We start from the raw sequence: 19,368 nt of genomic DNA, 5'->3' as shown, positions 1-19,368 counted from the left end.
GTGATTGCGCGACGGTCAGGAGAGCTCAACGGCTGGCCGTTGCGGGAAGCGTTGACCCAGTTGTCCAACGTCTTCACAGACATCTCCAGCTGGCGAGCAGCTTCCGTCCTGCCAAGCGTTTCAGCCAGCGCAACGGCCTGAATCTTGAACTCATCGGTGTAATTGCGGCGAGTGGTTGGGTACATGACAACCTCCAAGATAGCGATGTAAGTATCGCTTCTTGGCGTCCGTTGTCACGGGGCAGGCCCACAAAAACCGTCGGCTCCCATCATCCGACCCCTGCGCTACGCTCCGGGGTCCCCTCGCTCCGGGCTTGCTCCCGGGAGGACCGCGCTGCAGGCCCCATCCTGGGGCCCAGCGCTTGACGGGCATCCATGCCCGTCACCTCCCTCCGCAAGCCCTGCGCTCGGCCTCCTGAAGTCGCAATCTGCGTCGCTTGAACTATCGCGCACTTACAAGCAAAAGCAAGGGCAAGGACTCTGTCAGATCAGACATTTCGCCAATGTATAAGGCAAAAAAATACCGCACTGTCACCAGTGCGGTATTTTTCAGGTAAAGCCTGAACGATCAGCGCTCCAGCAGAATCCGCAACATGCGGCGCAGCGGTTCGGCGGCGCCCCACAGCAGCTGGTCACCCACGGTGAACGCGCCCAGGTACTGTGAACCCATGTTCAGCTTGCGCAGGCGGCCAACCGGGATGTTCAGGGTGCCGGTGACCTTGGTCGGGGTCAGTTCCTGCATGCTGATTTCACGCTGGTTCGGCACCAGCTTCACCCAAGGGTTGTGCTGGCTGATCATGCCTTCGATGTCGGCGATCGGCACGTCCTTGTTCAGCTTGATGGTCAGCGCCTGGCTGTGGCAACGCATGGCGCCGATGCGCACACAGATACCATCGACCGGGATCGGGCTCTTGAAGCGGCCAAGGATCTTGTTGGTTTCGGCCTGGGCCTTCCACTCTTCGCGGCTCTGACCGTTCGGCAGTTCCTTGTCGATCCACGGGATCAGGCTGCCCGCCAGTGGCACGCCGAAGTTCTCGGTCGGGAACGCTTCGCTGCGCATGGTCTCGGCAACCTTGCGGTCGATATCGAGAATGGCGCTGGCCGGGTTGGCCAGGTCATCGGCCACTGCCGCGTGGGTAGCACCCATCTGCTTGATCAGTTCGCGCATGTTCTGCGCACCGGCACCCGAAGCCGCCTGGTAGGTCATGGCGCTCATCCACTCGACCAGACCGGCCTCGAACAGGCCACCCAGGCCCATCAGCATCAGGCTGACGGTGCAGTTGCCACCGATGTAGTTCTTGGTACCTGCGTCCAGCTGCTGGTCGATGACCTTGCGGTTGACCGGATCAAGGATGATCACCGCGTCATCCTGCATGCGCAGGGACGAAGCGGCGTCGATCCAGTAACCCTGCCAGCCGGCTTCACGCAGCTTGGGGAAGACCTCGTTGGTGTAGTCGCCGCCCTGGCAGGTCAGGATCACGTCGAGGGTCTTGAGTTCTTCAATCGAATAAGCGTCCTTGAGGGGCGCTGTATCCTTGCCCACGTTCGGACCCTGGCCACCAACATTGGAGGTAGTGAAGAACACCGGCTCGATAAGGTCGAAATCCTGCTCCTCCAGCATCCGCTGCATGAGCACGGAACCGACCATACCGCGCCAACCGATCAGACCTACACGTTTCATCGCAACTACACCTTTGCTAAAAGTGGGCCGCCACCGGGAATTTTGGGGGGCGGGCCAGAGAGATTACAGATTCCGCAGCGCTGCGACTACTGCGTCGCCCATTTCCTGCGTACCAACTTTGCGGCAGCCTTCCGAGAAGATGTCGCCGGTACGCAGCCCCTGGTCCAGAACCAGGCTCACGGCCTTCTCGATCGCCTCGGCGGCAGCCGACTGATTGAAGCTGTAACGCAACATCATCGACACCGACAGGATGGTCGCCAGCGGGTTGGCGATACCAAGGCCAGCGATGTCCGGTGCCGAGCCGTGGCACGGCTCGTACATGCCCTTGTTGTCGGCATCCAGGGACGCCGACGGCAGCATGCCGATGGAACCGGTCAACATGGAAGCTTCATCCGACAGAATGTCACCGAACATGTTGTCGGTCACCATCACGTCGAACTGTTTGGGGGCACGCACCAGCTGCATGGCAGCGTTGTCGACGTACATGTGGCTCAGTTCCACGTCCGGGTAGTCCTTGGCCACGTCTTCGACCACCTCACGCCACAGCTGGCTGGAGGCCAGAACGTTGGCCTTGTCCACCGAGCACAGCTTCTTGCCGCGCACGCGGGCCATGTCGAAGCCGACACGGGCAATGCGGCGCACTTCGCTTTCGCTGTACGGCAGGGTGTCGTAGGCCTGGCGTTCGCCGCCTTCCAGCTCGCGCTGACCACGCGGGGCACCGAAGTAGATGCCGCCGGTCAGCTCTCGGACGATGAGGATGTCCAGGCCCGATACGATTTCCGGCTTCAGCGACGAGGCATCGGCCAGTTGCGGGTAAAGGATGGCTGGGCGCAGGTTGGCGAACAGGCCCAGTTGCGAGCGGATCTTCAGCAGGCCGCGCTCGGGGCGAATGTCTCGCTCGATCTTGTCCCACTTCGGCCCGCCCACAGCTCCCAGCAGCACCGCATCGGCCTTGCGCGCACGCTCCAGGGTTTCGTCGGCCAGCGGCACACCGTGTTTGTCGATGGCGGCACCGCCAATCACGTCGTGCGCCAGGCTGAAGCCGAGCTGGAACTTGTCGTTGGCCAACTCCAGTACCTTGACTGCCTCGGCCATGATTTCCGGGCCGATACCGTCACCTGGGAGAATCAGAATCTGCTTGCTCATGCTTTCCTCTATCCATTCACGCGGCGTGGCCAAGCGGGCCCCACCGAAAAGTGCTTAACGCTCGGCCCACAACACCAGCACATCGGTGCTGAACGAGCCGTCGGCCTCGATCTGGTAATACTGCCGTACTTCTTCGCCCATGGCTTGCTGCAATTGGCGGATGGCCACACGCATCGGCTCGGGGGTGCGCATGCGCTCAACCCAGGTGCTCCACTCCAGGCGCAACGGCTGGCGGGTGTGGCTGCGCACGTGCAGGCCGGCTTCGCTGACCTGGCGTTGCCACTCGGCGGCGGAGTAGTCGCGCACGTGGCTGGTGTCGCGCAGCACTTCGACCGTTTGCAGGTAAGTGTCGAGCAGCGGGCTGCCCGGCGACATCACGTCGATGAACGCCGCCACTCCACCTGGCTTGAGCACCCGGCGCACCTCGCGAAGGGCCAGGCCCAGGTCGCTCCAGTGGTGGGCCGAATAACGGCTGAAGACGAACTCGAACGACGCGTCGGCGAACGGCAGGCGTTCGGCAGCGCCGCGTTCGGTCGTGATATTGGCCAGGCCGCGTTCGGCGGCGGCGCTGGCGACCACGTCGAGCATGGACTGCGAGAGGTCGTAGGCGACCACTTCGGCAACCAGCGGGGCGACGTGGAAGCTGACATGACCGGCACCGCAGCCCAGGTCCAGCACGCGGGCATGGGCCTGCCCTGCCAGCTCAGCCTGCAGCAGGGCGAATTCACTGCCTTGGGCGTGCACGGTGCTGCTGAGGTAGGCGCTGGCCTGCTCGCCGAACTGGCGCTGGACCACATCGATGTGCTGGGTGCTGGTCATGTCTCGTTCCTTTAGATTTTTGTTGCCTGTGCCGGCCTCTTCGCGGGCAAACCCGCTCCTACAACGACCGCGTAACTGTCTGTAGGAGCGAAGAGGCCCGCACTGTCACCTACGAACTTCAGGCATCACGGAACAGCCAAGGCTGGCTGGCGCGGTGCTTGGCTTCGAAGGCCTTGATCGCGTCGCTGTCCTGCAGGGTCAGGCCGATATCGTCCAGACCGTTGAGCAGGCAGTGCTTGCGGAACGCATCGATTTCGAAGTGCAGCACCTTGCCATCCGGGCGGGTCACAGCCTGCGCCTGCAGGTCGATGGTCAGCTGGTAGCCCGGGTTGGCTTCGACCTGCTTGAACAGCTCGTCGACTTCCTCATCGTTCAGAATGATCGGCAGCAAGCCGTTCTTGAAGCTGTTGTTGAAGAAAATGTCGGCAAAGCTCGGCGCAATGATGCTGCGGAAGCCGTACTCATCCAGCGCCCAAGGGGCATGCTCACGGCTGGAGCCACAACCAAAGTTTTCCCGCGCCAGCAACACGCTGGCGCCCTGGTAGCGCGCGTGGTTGAGCACGAACTCTTCGTTGACCGGGCGCTTGCTGTTGTCCTGGTAGGGCTGACCCACGTCCAGGTAACGCCACTCGTCGAACAGGTTCGGGCCGAAGCCGGTGCGCTTGATCGACTTCAAGAACTGCTTGGGGATGATCTGGTCGGTGTCGACGTTGGCACGGTCCAACGGCGCGACGAGGCCAGTGTGCTGGGTAAAGGCTTTCATGCTGCGCTCCCTTGGATCAACTCGCGAACATCGATGAAGTGGCCCGCTACAGCAGCAGCGGCGGCCATGGCCGGACTGACCAGGTGGGTACGGCCACCGGCGCCCTGACGGCCTTCGAAGTTGCGGTTGGAGGTGGACGCACAGTGCTCGCCGCTTTCCAGGCGGTCCGGGTTCATCGCCAGGCACATCGAGCAGCCTGGTTCACGCCATTCGAAACCGGCTTCGAGGAAGATCTTGTCCAAGCCTTCACGCTCGGCCTGGGCCTTGACCAGACCTGAACCCGGCACGACGATGGCTTGCTTGACGCTGGCGGCCACCTTGCGGCCCTTGGCGATTTCCGCCGCAGCGCGCAGGTCCTCGATTCGTGAGTTGGTGCACGAGCCGATGAACACACGGTCCAGCTTGATATCGGTGATCGCCTGGTTGGCGGTCAGCCCCATGTACTTCAAGGCACGTTCGATCGAACCACGCTTGACCAGGTCGGTCTCGGCAGCCGGGTCTGGCACACGCTGGTCGACGGCCAGGACCATTTCGGGCGAAGTGCCCCAGCTGACCTGTGGCTTGATCTGGCTGGCATCCAGCTCGACCACAGTGTCGAATACGGCATCGTCATCCGACACCAGGTCCTTCCACGACTCGACCGCTTGCTTCCACTGCTCGCCCTTCGGCGCGTAAGGACGCCCTTCGACGTAGGCAACGGTAGTGGCATCGGTCGCCACCAGGCCCACACGGGCACCGGCTTCGATGGACATGTTGCAGATGGTCATGCGGCCTTCCATCGACAATTCGCGAATGGCACTGCCTGCGAATTCCATGGCGTGACCGTTGCCACCGGCGGTGCCGATCTTGCCGATCACGGCCAGCACGATATCCTTGGCGGTAACGCCGGCCGGCAATTGGCCTTCCACGCGTACCAGCATGTTCTTCATCTTCTTGGCGACCAGGCACTGGGTGGCGAGCACGTGCTCGACCTCGGAGGTGCCGATGCCGTGGGCCAGGGCACCGAAAGCGCCGTGGGTGGAGGTGTGCGAGTCACCGCAGACCACGGTCATGCCCGGCAAGGTGGCGCCCTGCTCCGGGCTGATGACGTGGACGATGCCCTGGCGCTCGTCGTTCATCTTGAATTCGACGATGCCGTATTCGTCACAGTTCTCGTCGAGGGTCTGCACCTGCAGGCGCGACACCTGGTCGACGATCGCCTCGATACCGCCCTTGCGCTCTGGCGTGGTCGGCACGTTGTGGTCAGGTGTGGCGATGTTGGCGTCGATACGCCATGGCTTGCGGTTGGCCAGGCGCAGGCCTTCGAAGGCCTGGGGCGACGTCACTTCGTGGATGATGTGGCGGTCGATGTAGATCAAGGACGAGCCGTCATCACGGCGCTTGACCTCATGGGCTTCCCAGAGTTTGTCGTAGAGCGTTTTGCCAGCCATCAGACTGTTCCTCATCAGCGTCTTTCTATGCCAAAGACCCCTTGGCTTGTACGGACGATGCTAGGGGGTTAGATTGAATAACTCAAATTCATAATTTTTATGCTTTGGATAACCCAAAGGAATACAACACCATGGACCTGGCCAACCTCAGTGCCTTCATCGCCATTGCCGAAACCGGCAGCTTTTCCGGCGCAGCCGAACGTCTGTTCCTGACCCAGCCGGCCATCAGCAAACGCATCGCCGGCCTGGAGCAGCAACTGGACGTGCGCCTGTTCGACCGCCTGGGCCGCGAGGTGACCCTGACTGAAGCCGGGCGCGCACTGCTGCCGCGGGCCTACCAGATCCTCAACGTCCTGGATGATACCCGACGGGCGCTGACCAATCTGACCGGGGCCGTGAGCGGTCGCCTGACCCTGGCCACCAGCCACCACATCGGCCTGCACCGCCTGCCCCCGTTGTTACGGGTTTTCACCCGCCAGTACCCGGCAGTGGCACTGGATATTCAGTTCATGGATTCGGAACAGGCCTACGACGAGATTCTGCATGGCCGTGCCGAAATCGCCGTGATCACCCTTGCGCCCGAGCCGCACCACTTGGTCAAGGCCGTGCCGGTATGGGATGACGCCCTGGACTTTGTCGCCGCCCCCGAGCACCCGCTGGCCAACAACCATTCGGTCAGCCTGGCTGACATCGCCCGCCATCCGGCGGTATTCCCCGGCGGCAATACCTTTACCCACCATATTGTCCAGCGCCTGTTCGAAAGCCAGGGCCTGACGCCGAACATCGCCATGAGCACCAACTACCTGGAAACCATCAAGATGATGGTGTCGATCGGCCTGGCCTGGAGCGTGCTGCCACGCACCATGCTCGACGAACAGGTTGCACCCATCGTTTTGCCCGGCATACAGCTGTCGCGCCAGCTAGGCTACATTCTGCACACGGAGCGTACGCTATCGAATGCGGCCAGGGCTTTCATGGCCCTGCTCGACAGCCACTCAGGGCCCACCTGACTGGCTGCCAGCCCGCTATTCCGATTCCAAGGACACGCCATACGCCAAAGGTCTGGTACCGATGCCCAAATCAGCAAACCGCTTTTTGCGCCTGCCGCGCATACCTGCAGCTGATCCCCAGGAGTCCGAGCAGGCCTGGCAGAACGCCCCACAACTGCTGGCAGCGCTCAACGGTGCGCGCCTGGGTGCCTGGCTGTGGGATATCGAAAGCGGCAGGGTCAGTTGGTCGCGGGGCACCCAGGCCCTGTTCGGTTTCGATCCACAGCGGCCACTGCCCGCCGATATCGATTACCTCGACCTGCTGCCCGAGGAGGACCGCGCCCGCACGCGCCAGGTGTTCCAGGCGGTGGTCAATGGCGAGCCGGTGGAGCAAGCCATGCGCCACCGTATCCGCTGGCCGGACGGCAGCCTGCACTGGCTGGAGATCAACGGCAGCCTGACCCACGACCCGCACGGCCGACCGCAGATGATCGGCGTGATCCGCGAGATCACCCGCCAGCGCGAACGGGAAACAGCACTGATCAATTCGGAAAAGCGCTTCGCCACGCTGTTCCACCTGAGCCCCAACGCCATTTTGCTGACCCGTCGCCACGATGGCATGATCTTCGAGGTCAACCAGCACTTCGAAAACATGTTCGGCTGGCCCGGCAGTCAGGTGATCGGCAAGACCAGCCTGGAACTGGGCCTGTGGGTCAACCCCGAACAGCGCCACCAGATCATGGAGTCGACCTGCGCCAACGGCGGCCCGTTGATCATGGAGGTGCAATTTCGTGCGACCAGCGGCAAGGTGCATGACGGCATCCTGTGCACCCAGGGCATCGAGCTGGAAGGCGTGACCTTCCTGATCAGTACATTCGTCGACACCACCGAACGCAAGCGTGCCGAGCAGGCCCTGAAGGACAGCCAGGAGCGGCTGGACCTGGCCCTGGACTCGGCGCAACTGGGCACCTGGGACTGGCACATCCCAAGCGGCATGCTCTACGGCTCAGCCCGCGCGGCGCAGCTGCATGGCTTGCCGCCCATCCCTTTTCATGAATCGTTCGATGCGTTCTTCGAAGGTGTGCCGGAGCAAGAGCGCAACTCGATGCGACAGGCCTACCGTAGCCTGCGCGAAGGGCCTGCCGGCAACTATCAGATCACCTACCGGGTACAGTTGGAAAACGGCACTTCACGCTACATCGAAAGCCGCGCGCGGCTGTATCGCGACGACCAGGGCGCCCCCCTGCGCATGGCGGGCACCTTGCTCGACATTACAGATCAGGTGGAGCGCGAACAGCGCCTGAGCGCCTCGGAAGAGAAGTTTGCCAGCCTGTTCCAGGTCAGCCCCGACCCGATCTGCGTCACCCGCCAGGACACTGGCCAGTTCATCGAGATCAATCCGGCGTTCACCCAGACCTTCGGCTGGAGCAGCGCGCAGGTGCTTGGGCGTACCGCCGAGGAAATCGGCCTGTGGGCCGAGTCCGTCGAGCGCGCGAAACGTATCGAGCAGGTGATCCGCGAACAGGCCTTGAGCAACGTCGCCGTGGTACTCAACCACCGCAACGGCGACCCGCTGACCTGTGTGATTTCCAGCCGCCTGATCACCGTCGACGACCAGCCCTGCAGCGTGACCACCCTGCGCGACATCACCCAGCAACAGCGCGCCGAAGCCGCGCTGAAGTCCAGCGAGGAGAAGTTCGCCAAGGCCTTCCACTCCAGTCCCGACGCTATCACCATCACCGAACGCCACAGCGGCCGCTACCTGGAGGTCAACGACGGCTTCTGCCGCCTGACCGGCTACAGCACTGATGAAGTGATCGGCCACACGGTGTATGAGATCGGCATCTGGGCCGACGACAAGCAGCGCGGCGCGCTGCTGGCCGAGTTGCGCGAGCGCGGCCGGGTACACCACCGCGAGATGCTCGGGCGCAACAAGCGTGGCGATATCCTCACGGTCGAGGTTTCGGTGGAACCGATCACCCTCAACGAAGTGGATTGCCTGCTGCTGACCGCCCGCGACGTCAGCCAGTTGAAGAACGCCCAGGCGCAGATACGCCACCTGGCCTATCACGACCCGCTGACCAACCTGCCCAACCGCGCCTTGCTGATGGACCGCCTGAGCCAGCAGATCGCCCTGCTCAAGCGCCATAACCTGCGTGGCGCCCTGCTGTTCCTCGACCTCGACCACTTCAAGCACATCAACGACTCGCTGGGCCACCCGGTGGGCGACACTGTGCTGAAGATCATCACCGCCCGCCTTGAGGCCAGCGTGCGCCTGGAGGACACCGTGGCGCGTCTGGGGGGCGACGAATTCGTGGTGCTGCTCAGCGGCCTGGAAGGGAGCCGCGAACACGTGGAAGAGAAAGTGCGCGAGCTGGCCGACACCCTGCGCGAACTGTTGGCCGAGCCAATGTCACTGGATGGCCAGCGCCTGCAAGTAACGCCCAGCATCGGCGTGGCGCTGATCCCGGACCACGGCACCACACCGGCCGACCTGCTCAAGCGTGCCGATATCGCCCTGTACCGGGCCAAGGACTCCGGTCGAAACACCACACAGCTGTTCCACACCACCATGCAGAAGGCCGCCAGCGAGCGCCTGCGCATGGAAAACGACCTGCGCCTGGCCCTGGCCCGTGGCGAACTGGCGCTGCACTTCCAGCCGCAGGTGGATGCCCGCGACAACCGCATTGTCGGTGCTGAAGTACTGCTGCGCTGGCACCACCCGCTTCTGGGCCAGCAACCGCCCTCGCAGTTCATTCAGGTACTGGAAGAAAGCGGCCTGATCCTTGAAGTTGGCAGCTGGATTCTCGACGAAGCCTGCGACGCCTGCGCCCGCATGCTCACCGACGGGTTGATCGACGCTGATGATTTCAGCCTGTGCGTGAACATAAGCCCGCGACAGTTCCGCCAGAACGACTTTGTCGGGCGGGTGCTGCGCAGCCTGGACGATTACCGCCTGCCGCGGCAGATGCTGACGCTGGAAATCACGGAAGGCATCGTCATCCAGAACCTGGAAGACACCATCAGCAAGATGCGCGAGCTGAAGCGCTACGGGGTGAGTTTTGCCATGGATGACTTCGGCACCGGCTATTCCTCGCTGACTTACCTGAAGCGCCTGCCGGTCGATGCGCTGAAAATTGACCAAAGCTTCGTACGCGATGCACCGGTCGACCCCAACGACGCAGAAATTGTCCGCGCCATTGTCGCCATGGCGCGCAGCCTGGACCTGGCGGTGATTGCCGAAGGGGTAGAGCTGACCGAACAGCTGGCGTTTCTCGAGCGGCTGGGGTGCCATCTGTACCAGGGTTATCTGCACAGCCGGCCATTGCCGTTGCTGGAGTTTCGGCAGATGTTGCTGGAGGCGCCGGCAGATTACTGATCGCATGACGGCCGCGCGCCTACGCGGGACCGTGTGAGAAGCACGAAAAAGGGCACCTCTGGAGGTGCCCTTTTTCAGTGCTGCGCGGTCAGTTCAGCGCTGGTTTTTCGCCATTGATCGGAATGCGCTTGGCCTTGGCTTCTTCAGGCACGATGCGCAGCAGGTCGATGCTGAGCAGGCCATTGGCCAGGCCGGCGGCCTTCACTTCGATGTGATCTGCCAGGCGGAACGACAGCTTGAAGGCGCGTTGTGCGATACCCTGGTGCAGGTAGGTCACTTCAGCGGCGCTATTGTCGCGCTTGCCACCGGTCACGGTCAGGACACCTTTTTCGACCTGCAGGTCGAGGTCCTCTTCCTGGAAACCAGCTGCAGCAACCACGATGCGGTAGTGGTCATCGCCATGCTTTTCCACGTTGTAGGGCGGGTAGCTGCTACCGGCCTCGTTACGTGCCGCGGATTCGAACAGGTCGTTGAAACGGTCGAAACCAACGGAATGACGGAACAGTGGAGCAAGAGAGAAAGCAGTAGTCATGGTCATAAACTCCTGAGATTCAGCAAGTAAGTCATTACGCGACCCGGCTTCGGCATCGCGTACTCAAAAGATATGGCCGAGGGAAATGCTTTCAAGGGGTAGTTAGAAAAAATTTGTTTTTTGCACGGGGTTTGATGGCCTCTTCGCGGGTAAACCCGCTCCTACACGACGGCCTGCGCCCGCCACCGACCTGTGTCCATCCTCGATCAGGCGTAGGAGCGGGTTTACCCGCGAATACGGTAGCAGCGGCAACGGTGAACGGCGGGTGGTAATTGGCCAGCAGGGCCGGCCCTTTCGCGGGTAAACCCGCTCCTACACGGCGGCCTGTGCCCCGCCACCGACCTGTGTCTACCCCCGATCCGGCGTAGGAGCGGGTTTACCCGCGAATACGGTAGCGGCGGCATCGGTGAACGGCGGGTGGGGATTGGCCAGCAGGGCCGGCCCTTTCGCGGGTAAACCCGCTCCTACAGGTGCAGTACCAGAGGCCTGTTCAGGCGACGCAAGCCTCCAAGGCTTGAGCCTCTACCCCCAGCAACCGAGTGATCCGCGCGCAGTCATCTTCCCGGCGCAACTCGGCAAACAACACCACCGCTTCAGGGTAACTGCGAGTCAGCATCGCCAGCCACTGCTTCATCCGCCCCGGCGCATAACGCGGCGACAGTTTGGCCTGGGCCTGGCGCCAGAACTCACGCAACAGAGGCAACAAGTCATGCCAGCTCATCGGCTGATAGTCGCGCCCGTCCCGCGCCGCCGCAATCTGCAGGCCCAGGTCCGGGCGCGATACCAGCCCACGCCCAAGCATGATGTCTTCAGCGCCACTGACCTCGCGGCAACGCCGCCAGTCATCGACCGTCCAGATCTCGCCATTGGCAAACACCGGGACCTTGACCACATCCTGCACCCGCGCCACCCACTCCCAGTGCGCTGGCGGCTTGTAGCCCTCAACCTTGGTCCGTGCGTGCACCACCAGGTGCGCCGAACCGCCCTCGGCCAGCGCCGTGGCGCACTCCAGTGCCCCGTCGGGGCTGTCGAAGCCCAGGCGCATCTTCGAGGTCACCGGGATATTCGCCGGCACCGCCCGCCGCACTTCACGCACAATGGCATGCAGCAACTCCGGCTCTTTGAGCAGTACCGCACCACCGCGCGACTTGTTCACCGTTTTTGCCGGGCAACCGAAGTTCAGGTCGATCACCGGCGCCCCAAGCTCGCAAGCCAGTGCGGCGTTTTCCGCCAGGCATACAGGGTCCGAACCCAGCAATTGCACGCGCATGGGCACACCGGCAGCCGTGCGCGCGCCCTGACGCAGTTCAGGCGCCAGCTTGTCGAACGAGGACGCCGGCAGCAGGCGGTCGCACACGCGAATGAACTCGGTGACGCACCAGTCGATACCGCCCACACGGGTCAATACGTCGCGCAGGATGTTGTCGACCAGCCCCTCCATGGGGGCCAGGGCAATTTGCATGTCGGGGTCTCAGCGGAAAAAGCCGGCAGTTTAACAAAAATGCCGGCGACTCAGGCGCCGATCAGCGCCGGACCGTAACCTTCGACGAATTCCGCCGGCATGCGCCTGGGCTTGCCGCTGGACAGCTCGATGCAGGCAAAGGTGGTTTGCGCGCGCAGCAGCGTCACACCATCGCGCGGGCGCTTGAGCTGAAACCGCCGCGTCATGCGCAGGCGCTGGTCCCAGTCAATGATCCAGGTGGCCAGTTGCAGTTCGTCGTCTACATAGGCGGCGGCCAGGTAGTCGATTTCGTGGCGCACCACAGCCATCGCCCGGTCAAGGCGCCGGTACTCGGCCAGGTCCAGCCCCAGACGCTGGGAGTGGCGCCAGGCGCAGCGCTCAAGCCAGGTGACGTAGACGGCATTGTTGGCGTGGCCAAGGCCGTCGATGTCCTCGCTGCCGACGCGCAGGTCGATGACGAAGGGTGTTGCCAGGTCCCAGCTCATTTTCGCTTCCTTGGCGCAAAAGGCGATTTAGCAGCGATCTGCGGGGCAATGTCCAGCCCCTGTGAGCCTGAGGCGGTCGTTTTAGGGGCGGGCTTGCCCGCGAATCAGACACCACGGTGGATGGCACCGGCGGCGATGCCGATGTTCGCGGCTGAAGGCGCCCCGACACTGACCGCTTCAGCCCGAGCCAGCAATTCGAGCACGGCTTCACTCAGCCGTGGGTCGGCCAGAACTCGCTGGTGGCCACCCTCGTCCAGCAGCATCAGCCGGCTGTCAAACCAGGCCTTGTGGATGACATGTGCCTCATCTGCGGGCACGAGAGCATCATCGGAAGCATGCACCACCAGCCCTGGCAGTTCCAGCTGGTAACCCGTGACATCCAGCCGCGCAATCTGCATGCCCACATCGCGCTCGATCTGGCGAATGAACGCTGCCCGTGCCCGTGCTGGCAGCCCCAGGCGATGGGCAAAACCACGCAACACACCGAGCAACCGCGCCGGCGCTGCAATGCTGACAGCCGACTCTGTACGCAGCCCCATCTGCAAAGCCAGCAGCACGCTTGCCCCACCCATGGAATGGCCAATGACTGCACGCAAGGGCGGCAACTCAGCCGCAGCCTCAAGCAGCGCCCGGGCAAACAGCACCACATTCGCTTGCTCGCCAGGCGAACGACCATGCCCAGGCCCTTCCAGCGACACCACCGTATGCCCTGCCTGAACCAAGGTCTCGATCAAGGCGGCAAATTGCGTCGGGCGCCCTTCCCAACCGTGCATCAGCAGCACGGTCGGCCCTTGACCCCAGCGCAAGGCAGACAGGCCGAAGCGCAGTGTAATGCGCTCGGCGCTGGCCAGCACAGGCAGCTCCCAATCCCGCGGCGGCAGGTTGCGCGGGGTCATGAAGGCACGGCGCATCTTGCCCGCGACATGCTCGGGGGCCAGACGGCCCAAGGTGCCATTGACACCGCGAATCCAGCTCAGGGTGGTCATCGCCATGCTCCAGGGTTAAAGCACCGCCGATTTGGCGGCGCGCAGAATACGGTCAGACAGGTCACTGGTCCCCAAGGCCCGGGCCAGCGCCAGCCCTCCCACCATCAGGGCCAGGTCGGCCAGCGCTTTGTCGGCATCCTCAGGGCGGTCGACCATCGCGGCAGTCATCAACTCGATGTGCTCGGCCAGCACCTCACGGAAGACCTCCGGCAGGCGCTGCATTTCGCCCAACGCGTTAGGCAGCGGGCAAGCATGTATTTCGCAGTCACGGTGCTTACGGGAGAGGTAGAAGGCCCCGGCCAGCGCTCGCCGCCCGGCGCCATCGAGATTGGGGTCGACCTGGGCGAGCAAGGCACGGCGCTCACCCAACAACTGGCGGAACGCTTCGAGCATCAGCTCGTCCTTGCTGTCGAAGTGCGCATAGAAGCCGCCGACGGTCAGGCCTGCCGCCCCCATCACCTGACTGACGCTGGGCTCGGCCGGGCCGTGCTGGATCAGCGCACTGCGCGCAGCCTCCAGAATGCGTTCGCGGGTTCTGCTCTTCTTGTCGCTCATCTGGCACACACCAAACAAAATATGATGATCGAAATATTATTCTCATCATATTTTTTGGCAAGCAAAATCGGCAGCCGCTTGTCGGAGGAAAATGTTGGGAGGGAAAAAACAAAAGGCCCATTCAATAAGCGAATGAGCCTTTAAAGTCCCGCAAAACGCGGGTAAACGTGGCGTCCCCTAGGGGACTCGAACCCCTGTTACCGCCGTGAAAGGGCGGTGTCCTAGGCCACTAGACGAAGGGGACGTAACCTTCGCGAAGATCCACTTGCGTGAACCCTGGCAGAAATGGTGGAGCTAAGCGGGATCGAACCGCTGACCTCCTGCATGCCATGCAGGCGCTCTCCCAGCTGAGCTATAGCCCCGAAACAAAAGGCTCATCAATAATCGACGAGCCTTTTAAAGCCCTGCAAAACGCAGGAAAAGTGGCGTCCCCTAGGGGACTCGAACCCCTGTTACCGCCGTGAAAGGGCGGTGTCCTAGGCCACTAGACGAAGGGGACGTAACCTTCGTGCCGATCCGCTAACGCGAACCGCGGCAAAATTGGTGGAGCTAAGCGGGATCGAACCGCTGACCTCCTGCATGCCATGCAGGCGCTCTCCCAGCTGAGCTATAGCCCCGGATTTTTAGCCTCGCGGCCCAGCGACATAACAACATCGCTTGTGTAAAACTGGCGTCCCCTAGGGGACTCGAACCCCTGTTACCGCCGTGAAAGGGCGGTGTCCTAGGCCACTAGACGAAGGGGACGAACCTTCTTACCTTCAAGACCGGTTTGCTGGACCCGATCTTGCTTATCAGCCTCGGCTGCTAAGCGGAATTTGGTGGAGCTAAGCGGGATCGAACCGCTGACCTCCTGCATGCCATGCAGGCGCTCTCCCAGCTGAGCTATAGCCCCACAATGTCGCTTTGAACTGAATCGCTGGCTGGGTGCCTGGCGCTTCGTTTTCGTTCATCGCTGTGGACGGGGCGCATATTAAGATCGGATTGCAGGGCTGTCAAACTAATTTTCAAAAATATTCAAAAATTTTTTCACAGATAACAATCACTTACCGCCCCGCTCCACTCAAACCGGCCACTTGGCCCTCAGGGAAATGCCTGTGGGAGCGGCCTTGTGTCGCGAAAGGGCCGCAAAGCGGCCCCGGCGGTTTTGCGTCGAGTCAAAGATTGTGGGACCGCGTTGCGGTCCTTTCGCGACACAAGGACGCTCCCACAGTGCTCAACAGCGGTCTTCGGAACGCAGTCAGGCAATGGAAGCCAACAGCTTTTCCCATTCTTTGTTTTCTTTCTTCGACACCCCACCCAGCAGGTCCAAGGCCTGGCGCAGGCGGTAGCGCGTCAGGTCGGGGCCGAGGATTTCCATGGCGTCCAGCACCGAAACCGAGCTGGCCTGGCCCGTGATGGCGGCGAACATCAGCGGCATGGCGTCACGCAGCTTCAACTCCAGCGCTTCGACCACAGCCTGGATGCAACCGGTGATGCGCTCTTTTTCCCACTGACGCAGGCTTTCAAGCTTCCACAGGATCAGCTGGATCACCTGGCGCACCTGGTCGGCCGACAGTTTCTTGCTTTCGAACAGCTTGGCGTCCAGCTTGAGCGCGCCTTCGAAGAAGAACCCGCCCAACGGGGCAACCTGGCTGAAGGTTTCGACCCTGCCTTGCACGTGCGGGGCAATCTTCATCATGTAGTCGCTGTTGAACGCCCATTTCTGCAGGCGTGCGGCGAACTCCTCTACCGGCAGCTCGCGCAGCCACTGGCCGTTGAGCCAGGACAGCTTCTCGATGTCGAAGATCGGGCCGCCCAGTGAGATACGTGACAGGTCGAAGTGCTCGACCATTTCGGCCAGCGAGAACTTCTCGCGCTCGTCAGGCATCGACCAGCCCATGCGGCCAAGGTAGTTGAGCATCGCTTCAGGCATGAAGCCCATGCGCTCGTAGAAGGTGACCGAGGTCGGGTTCTTGCGCTTGGACAGTTTGGATTTGTCCGGATTGCGCAGCAGCGGCATGTAGCACAGCTTGGGCTGCTCCCAGCCGAAGTACTCGTACAGCTTGATCAGCTTGGGCGCCGATGGCAGCCACTCTTCCCCACGCAGCACGTGGGTGATGCCCATCAGGTGGTCGTCGACTACGTTAGCCAGGAAGTACGTCGGCAGGCCGTCGTTCTTCATCAGTACCTGCATGTCCATGCGATCCCACGGGATCTCGACATCGCCGCGCAGCATGTCCGGCACCACGCAGATCCCTTCGCTCGGCACCTTCATGCGGATCACGTGCGGCTCGCCAGCATCCAGGCGGCGCTGCACTTCTTCGGCGCTCATCAGCAACGCACGGCCATCGTAACGCGGGGTTTCGCCGCGAGCCTGCTGCTCGGCACGCATCTGCTCCAGCTCTTCGGCAGTGCAGAAGCAATAGAAGGCGTGGCCGGCGTCTACCAGTTCCTTGGCGTATTTGGCGTAGATTTCGCCACGCTCGCTCTGCCGGTAAGGGCCATGTGGGCCGCCGACATCCGGGCCTTCGTTCCATTCGATGCCAAGCCAGCGCAAGGCGTCGAAGATCTGTTGCTCCGACTCACGCGTGGAGCGCAGCTGATCGGTGTCTTCGATGCGCAGGATGAACTCACCGCCGTGCTGCTTGGCAAAGCAGTAGTTGAACAGGGCGATGTAGGCAGTGCCGACATGGGGGTCGCCGGTAGGCGATGGCGCAATACGCGTGCGTACGGTGGTCATGGAGAGTCTCGAACGAAAGATGAAACAAAGGCGGGATGTTAGCAGGAGGCGGGCACCGGGCTCCAGCAATGGCGCGAACGTCACTTGTCGACGGGCCCTGCGCCGCCGTCAAATTTGTTTACATGTATGGAACGATAGCCCGCCGACCAGGCCAAGGTGGCGGCCAGTCAGGCCACTTTCTGACCGTTCATGGGCAACAAAGGGGTCAACTGGTAATCAACCGCTCCCGCAGTTGCGCAATCTCGTCACGCAACTGCGCCGCAGCTTCGAACTCCAGGTCGCGGGCGAACTGCATCATTTTCTCTTCCAGCTGCTTGATGCGCTTGGTGATCTCGCCCGGCGTACGCAGTTCGGCCTCGTAACGGGCGCTCTCCTCCGCCGCCTTGGCCATGCCCTTGCGCTTCTTGCTGCGCGCACCGGGCACGGTGGCACCTTCCATGATGTCGGTGATGTCCTTGACCACGCCCTTGGGCACGATACCGTTGGCTTCGTTGAAGGCGATCTGCTTCTCGCGGCGACGCTCGGTTTCGTCGATGGCCCGCTGCATCGAGCCTGTTACGTTATCGGCATACAGGATGGCCCGGCCATTGAGGTTACGTGCCGCGCGGCCAATGGTCTGGATCAGGGAGCGCTCGGAACGCAGAAAACCTTCCTTGTCCGCATCGAGAATGGCCACCAGCGACACCTCGGGCATGTCCAGGCCCTCGCGCAGCAGGTTGATGCCCACAAGCACGTCGAAGGTGCCCAGGCGCAGGTCGCGGATAATCTCCACCCGCTCTACCGTATCGATGTCCGAGTGCAGGTAGCGTACCCGCACGTCGTGGTCGGCCAGGTAATCGCTGAGGTCCTCGGCCATGCGTTTGGTCAACGTGGTCGCCAGCACTCGCTCGCCTGCCGCGACACGCTTGCGGATCTCGGACAGCAGGTCGTCGACCTGGGTCAGCGCCGGGCGCACCTCTACCTGCGGGTCGACCAGCCCGGTCGGGCGCACCACTTGCTCCACCACGCGCCCGGCATGCTCAGCCTCGTAGGGGCCCGGAGTGGCCGAAACAAAAATGGTCTGCGGGCTGACATCCTCCCACTCGTCGAAACGCATCGGCCGGTTGTCCAGCGCTGAAGGCATGCGGAAGCCGTACTCGACCAGGGTCTCCTTGCGTGAACGGTCGCCCTTGTACATGGCGCCGACCTGCGGAACGCTGACGTGTGATTCGTCGATCACCAACAGCGCATCGGGCGGCAGGTAATCGTACAGGGTGGGCGGCGGCGCCCCGGCCGGGCGCCCGGACAGGTAGCGCGAGTAGTTTTCGATGCCGTTGCAGTAGCCCAGCTCGAGGATCATCTCCAGATCGAAGCGGGTGCGTTGCTCCAGACGCTGCGCTTCGACCAGCTTGTTGGCCTTGTGCAGGTATTCCAGACGCTCCTTCAGTTCTTCCTTGATGCCCTCCACCGCTTCCAGCAGGGTTTCCCGCGGGGTGACGTAGTGGCTCTTGGGGTAGAAAGTGAAGCGTGGCAACTTGCGGAAAACCTCGCCGGTCAACGGATCGAAGGCGGCGATGTTCTCGACTTCATCGTCGAACAGCTCGATGCGGATGGCTTCCAGATCCGATTCGGCCGGGAAGATGTCGATCACGTCGCCGCGTACCCGGAAGGTGGCGCGGGCAAAGTCCATTTCATTGCGGGTGTACTGCAGGTCGGCCAGGCGGCGCAGCAGCGCGCGCTGGTCGAGCTTGTCGCCACGGTCCACGTGCAGGACCATTTTCAGGTAGGTCTCGGGGCTGCCCAGGCCGTAGATGCACGACACAGTGGTCACGATGATCGCGTCACGCCGCTCCAGCAGCGCCTTGGTCGCCGACAGGCGCATCTGCTCGATGTGGTCGTTGATCGAGGCGTCCTTCTCGATGAAGGTGTCTGACGACGGCACGTAGGCTTCCGGCTGGTAGTAGTCGTAATAGGAAACGAAGTACTCCACCGCGTTGTTGGGGAAGAATGCCTTGAACTCCCCGTACAACTGGGCGGCCAGCGTCTTGTTGGGCGCCAGCACCAGCGTTGGCCGCTGCACCTGCTGGATGACGTTGGCAATGCTGAAGGTCTTGCCCGAACCGGTCACCCCGAGCAACGTCTGGTGTGACAGCCCCGCCTCAATGCCTTCGACCAACTGGCGGATAGCCTCGGGCTGGTCGCCGGCCGGCTGGAAACGTGTGACGAGCTGGAACTCGGACATGAAGGACCTCGCGGTGCAGCAGCTGTAAATTTAGCCAGTAGTCTATACCCAAATGCGCGCGTTCGGGGGCGCTTTCAAAGGCACAGGTGTGGGCGCATGCAACGGTGGACACGGCATTTAGACCAATGGTCGAAAAATATTTGCGCAAATAGCCCCAAAAGCTGCGCCAGAGTGTCGCGGTGACCGGTCGGTATCACTATAC

General features: G+C 62.4%; 15 protein-coding genes and 6 tRNA genes. 2 read left to right on the top strand and 19 right to left on the bottom strand.

Annotated elements, in window-relative coordinates; genetic code table 11:
* The 6 genes from ACF8FG_RS02430 to leuC all read right to left on the bottom strand — a co-directional run.
* Positions 1-185: transposase (locus ACF8FG_RS02430; protein WP_392518597.1), on the bottom strand; the 185-nt coding region annotated here is incomplete at its 3' end.
* A 382-nt stretch (positions 186-567) separates the two neighbouring features.
* Positions 568-1,680: an aspartate-semialdehyde dehydrogenase gene (gene asd / locus ACF8FG_RS02425; RefSeq protein WP_003247195.1), complete on the bottom strand. Its 1,113-nt coding sequence runs from the start codon at positions 1,678-1,680 to the stop codon at positions 568-570.
* A gap of 63 nt (positions 1,681-1,743) precedes the next feature.
* Entirely contained in the window at positions 1,744-2,826 is a 1,083-nt protein-coding gene (leuB, locus tag ACF8FG_RS02420; protein WP_003247194.1) for a 3-isopropylmalate dehydrogenase, read from the bottom strand.
* A 54-nt stretch (positions 2,827-2,880) separates the two neighbouring features.
* Positions 2,881-3,645, bottom strand: a complete 765-nt coding sequence (locus tag ACF8FG_RS02415; protein ID WP_318081765.1) for a methyltransferase domain-containing protein — start codon at positions 3,643-3,645, stop codon at positions 2,881-2,883.
* 118 nt (positions 3,646-3,763) lie between these two features.
* Positions 3,764-4,408, bottom strand: coding sequence for a 3-isopropylmalate dehydratase small subunit (gene leuD / locus ACF8FG_RS02410; protein WP_014591909.1), 645 nt, complete (start codon positions 4,406-4,408; stop codon positions 3,764-3,766).
* Positions 4,405-5,838 (bottom strand): 3-isopropylmalate dehydratase large subunit, encoded by a 1,434-nt coding sequence (gene leuC, locus ACF8FG_RS02405; protein WP_010953002.1) that lies wholly within the window; start codon positions 5,836-5,838, stop codon positions 4,405-4,407. Before leuC ends, leuD begins: the two co-directional genes overlap by 4 nt.
* 131 nt (positions 5,839-5,969) lie before the next feature.
* Between leuC and ACF8FG_RS02400 the strand changes: the two genes are divergently transcribed.
* On the top strand, positions 5,970-6,848 hold the full coding sequence (locus ACF8FG_RS02400; protein WP_014591910.1) for a LysR family transcriptional regulator: 879 nt from the start codon (positions 5,970-5,972) through the stop codon (positions 6,846-6,848).
* A gap of 61 nt (positions 6,849-6,909) precedes the next feature.
* Positions 6,910-10,206 carry a bifunctional diguanylate cyclase/phosphodiesterase gene (locus tag ACF8FG_RS02395; RefSeq protein ID WP_014591911.1) on the top strand — a complete coding sequence of 1,099 codons (3,297 nt, stop codon included), beginning with the start codon at positions 6,910-6,912 and terminating at the stop codon, positions 10,204-10,206.
* An 88-nt stretch (positions 10,207-10,294) separates the two neighbouring features.
* Here ACF8FG_RS02395 and ACF8FG_RS02390 read toward each other — a convergent pair whose 3' ends face one another.
* The 13 genes from ACF8FG_RS02390 to uvrB form a co-directional block, all read right to left on the bottom strand.
* Positions 10,295-10,738 carry an Hsp20 family protein gene (locus tag ACF8FG_RS02390; protein WP_019437397.1) on the bottom strand — a complete coding sequence of 148 codons (444 nt, stop codon included), beginning with the start codon at positions 10,736-10,738 and terminating at the stop codon, positions 10,295-10,297.
* A 490-nt stretch (positions 10,739-11,228) separates the two neighbouring features.
* Positions 11,229-12,200: a tRNA-dihydrouridine synthase gene (locus ACF8FG_RS02385; protein WP_014591912.1), complete on the bottom strand. Its 972-nt coding sequence runs from the start codon at positions 12,198-12,200 to the stop codon at positions 11,229-11,231.
* 50 nt (positions 12,201-12,250) lie between these two features.
* Positions 12,251-12,685, bottom strand: a complete 435-nt coding sequence (locus ACF8FG_RS02380; RefSeq protein ID WP_014591913.1) for a thioesterase family protein — start codon at positions 12,683-12,685, stop codon at positions 12,251-12,253.
* 104 nt (positions 12,686-12,789) lie between these two features.
* Positions 12,790-13,671 (bottom strand): alpha/beta fold hydrolase, encoded by an 882-nt coding sequence (locus ACF8FG_RS02375; RefSeq protein ID WP_014591914.1) that lies wholly within the window; start codon positions 13,669-13,671, stop codon positions 12,790-12,792.
* 15 nt (positions 13,672-13,686) lie between these two features.
* Positions 13,687-14,226, bottom strand: coding sequence for a TetR/AcrR family transcriptional regulator (locus ACF8FG_RS02370; protein WP_014591915.1), 540 nt, complete (start codon positions 14,224-14,226; stop codon positions 13,687-13,689).
* A 168-nt stretch (positions 14,227-14,394) separates the two neighbouring features.
* Positions 14,395-14,470, bottom strand: a tRNA-Glu gene (locus ACF8FG_RS02365).
* 42 nt (positions 14,471-14,512) lie between these two features.
* Positions 14,513-14,588: transfer RNA gene (locus ACF8FG_RS02360), tRNA-Ala, on the bottom strand.
* Between the two features lie 61 nt (positions 14,589-14,649).
* Positions 14,650-14,725, bottom strand: a tRNA-Glu gene (locus tag ACF8FG_RS02355).
* Between the two features lie 42 nt (positions 14,726-14,767).
* Positions 14,768-14,843 (bottom strand) — tRNA-Ala (locus ACF8FG_RS02350).
* Between the two features lie 51 nt (positions 14,844-14,894).
* Positions 14,895-14,970, bottom strand: a tRNA-Glu gene (locus tag ACF8FG_RS02345).
* Positions 14,971-15,042: 72 nt separating this feature from the next.
* Positions 15,043-15,118: transfer RNA gene (locus ACF8FG_RS02340), tRNA-Ala, on the bottom strand.
* A 345-nt stretch (positions 15,119-15,463) separates the two neighbouring features.
* Positions 15,464-16,945 carry a glutamate--tRNA ligase gene (gltX, locus tag ACF8FG_RS02335; RefSeq protein WP_010952995.1) on the bottom strand — a complete coding sequence of 494 codons (1,482 nt, stop codon included), beginning with the start codon at positions 16,943-16,945 and terminating at the stop codon, positions 15,464-15,466.
* A 205-nt stretch (positions 16,946-17,150) separates the two neighbouring features.
* Complete coding sequence (gene uvrB / locus ACF8FG_RS02330; protein ID WP_019437399.1) at positions 17,151-19,166, bottom strand: excinuclease ABC subunit UvrB; 2,016 nt, start codon at positions 19,164-19,166, stop codon at positions 17,151-17,153.
* Positions 19,167-19,368: the final 202 nt, after the last annotated feature.

Source organism: Pseudomonas sp. YQ_6, assembly GCF_043103245.1.
GTDB classification, from domain to species: Bacteria; Pseudomonadota; Gammaproteobacteria; order Pseudomonadales; family Pseudomonadaceae; genus Aquipseudomonas; species Aquipseudomonas alloputida.
This window is presented reverse-complemented; position numbering and strand designations above follow the sequence as displayed.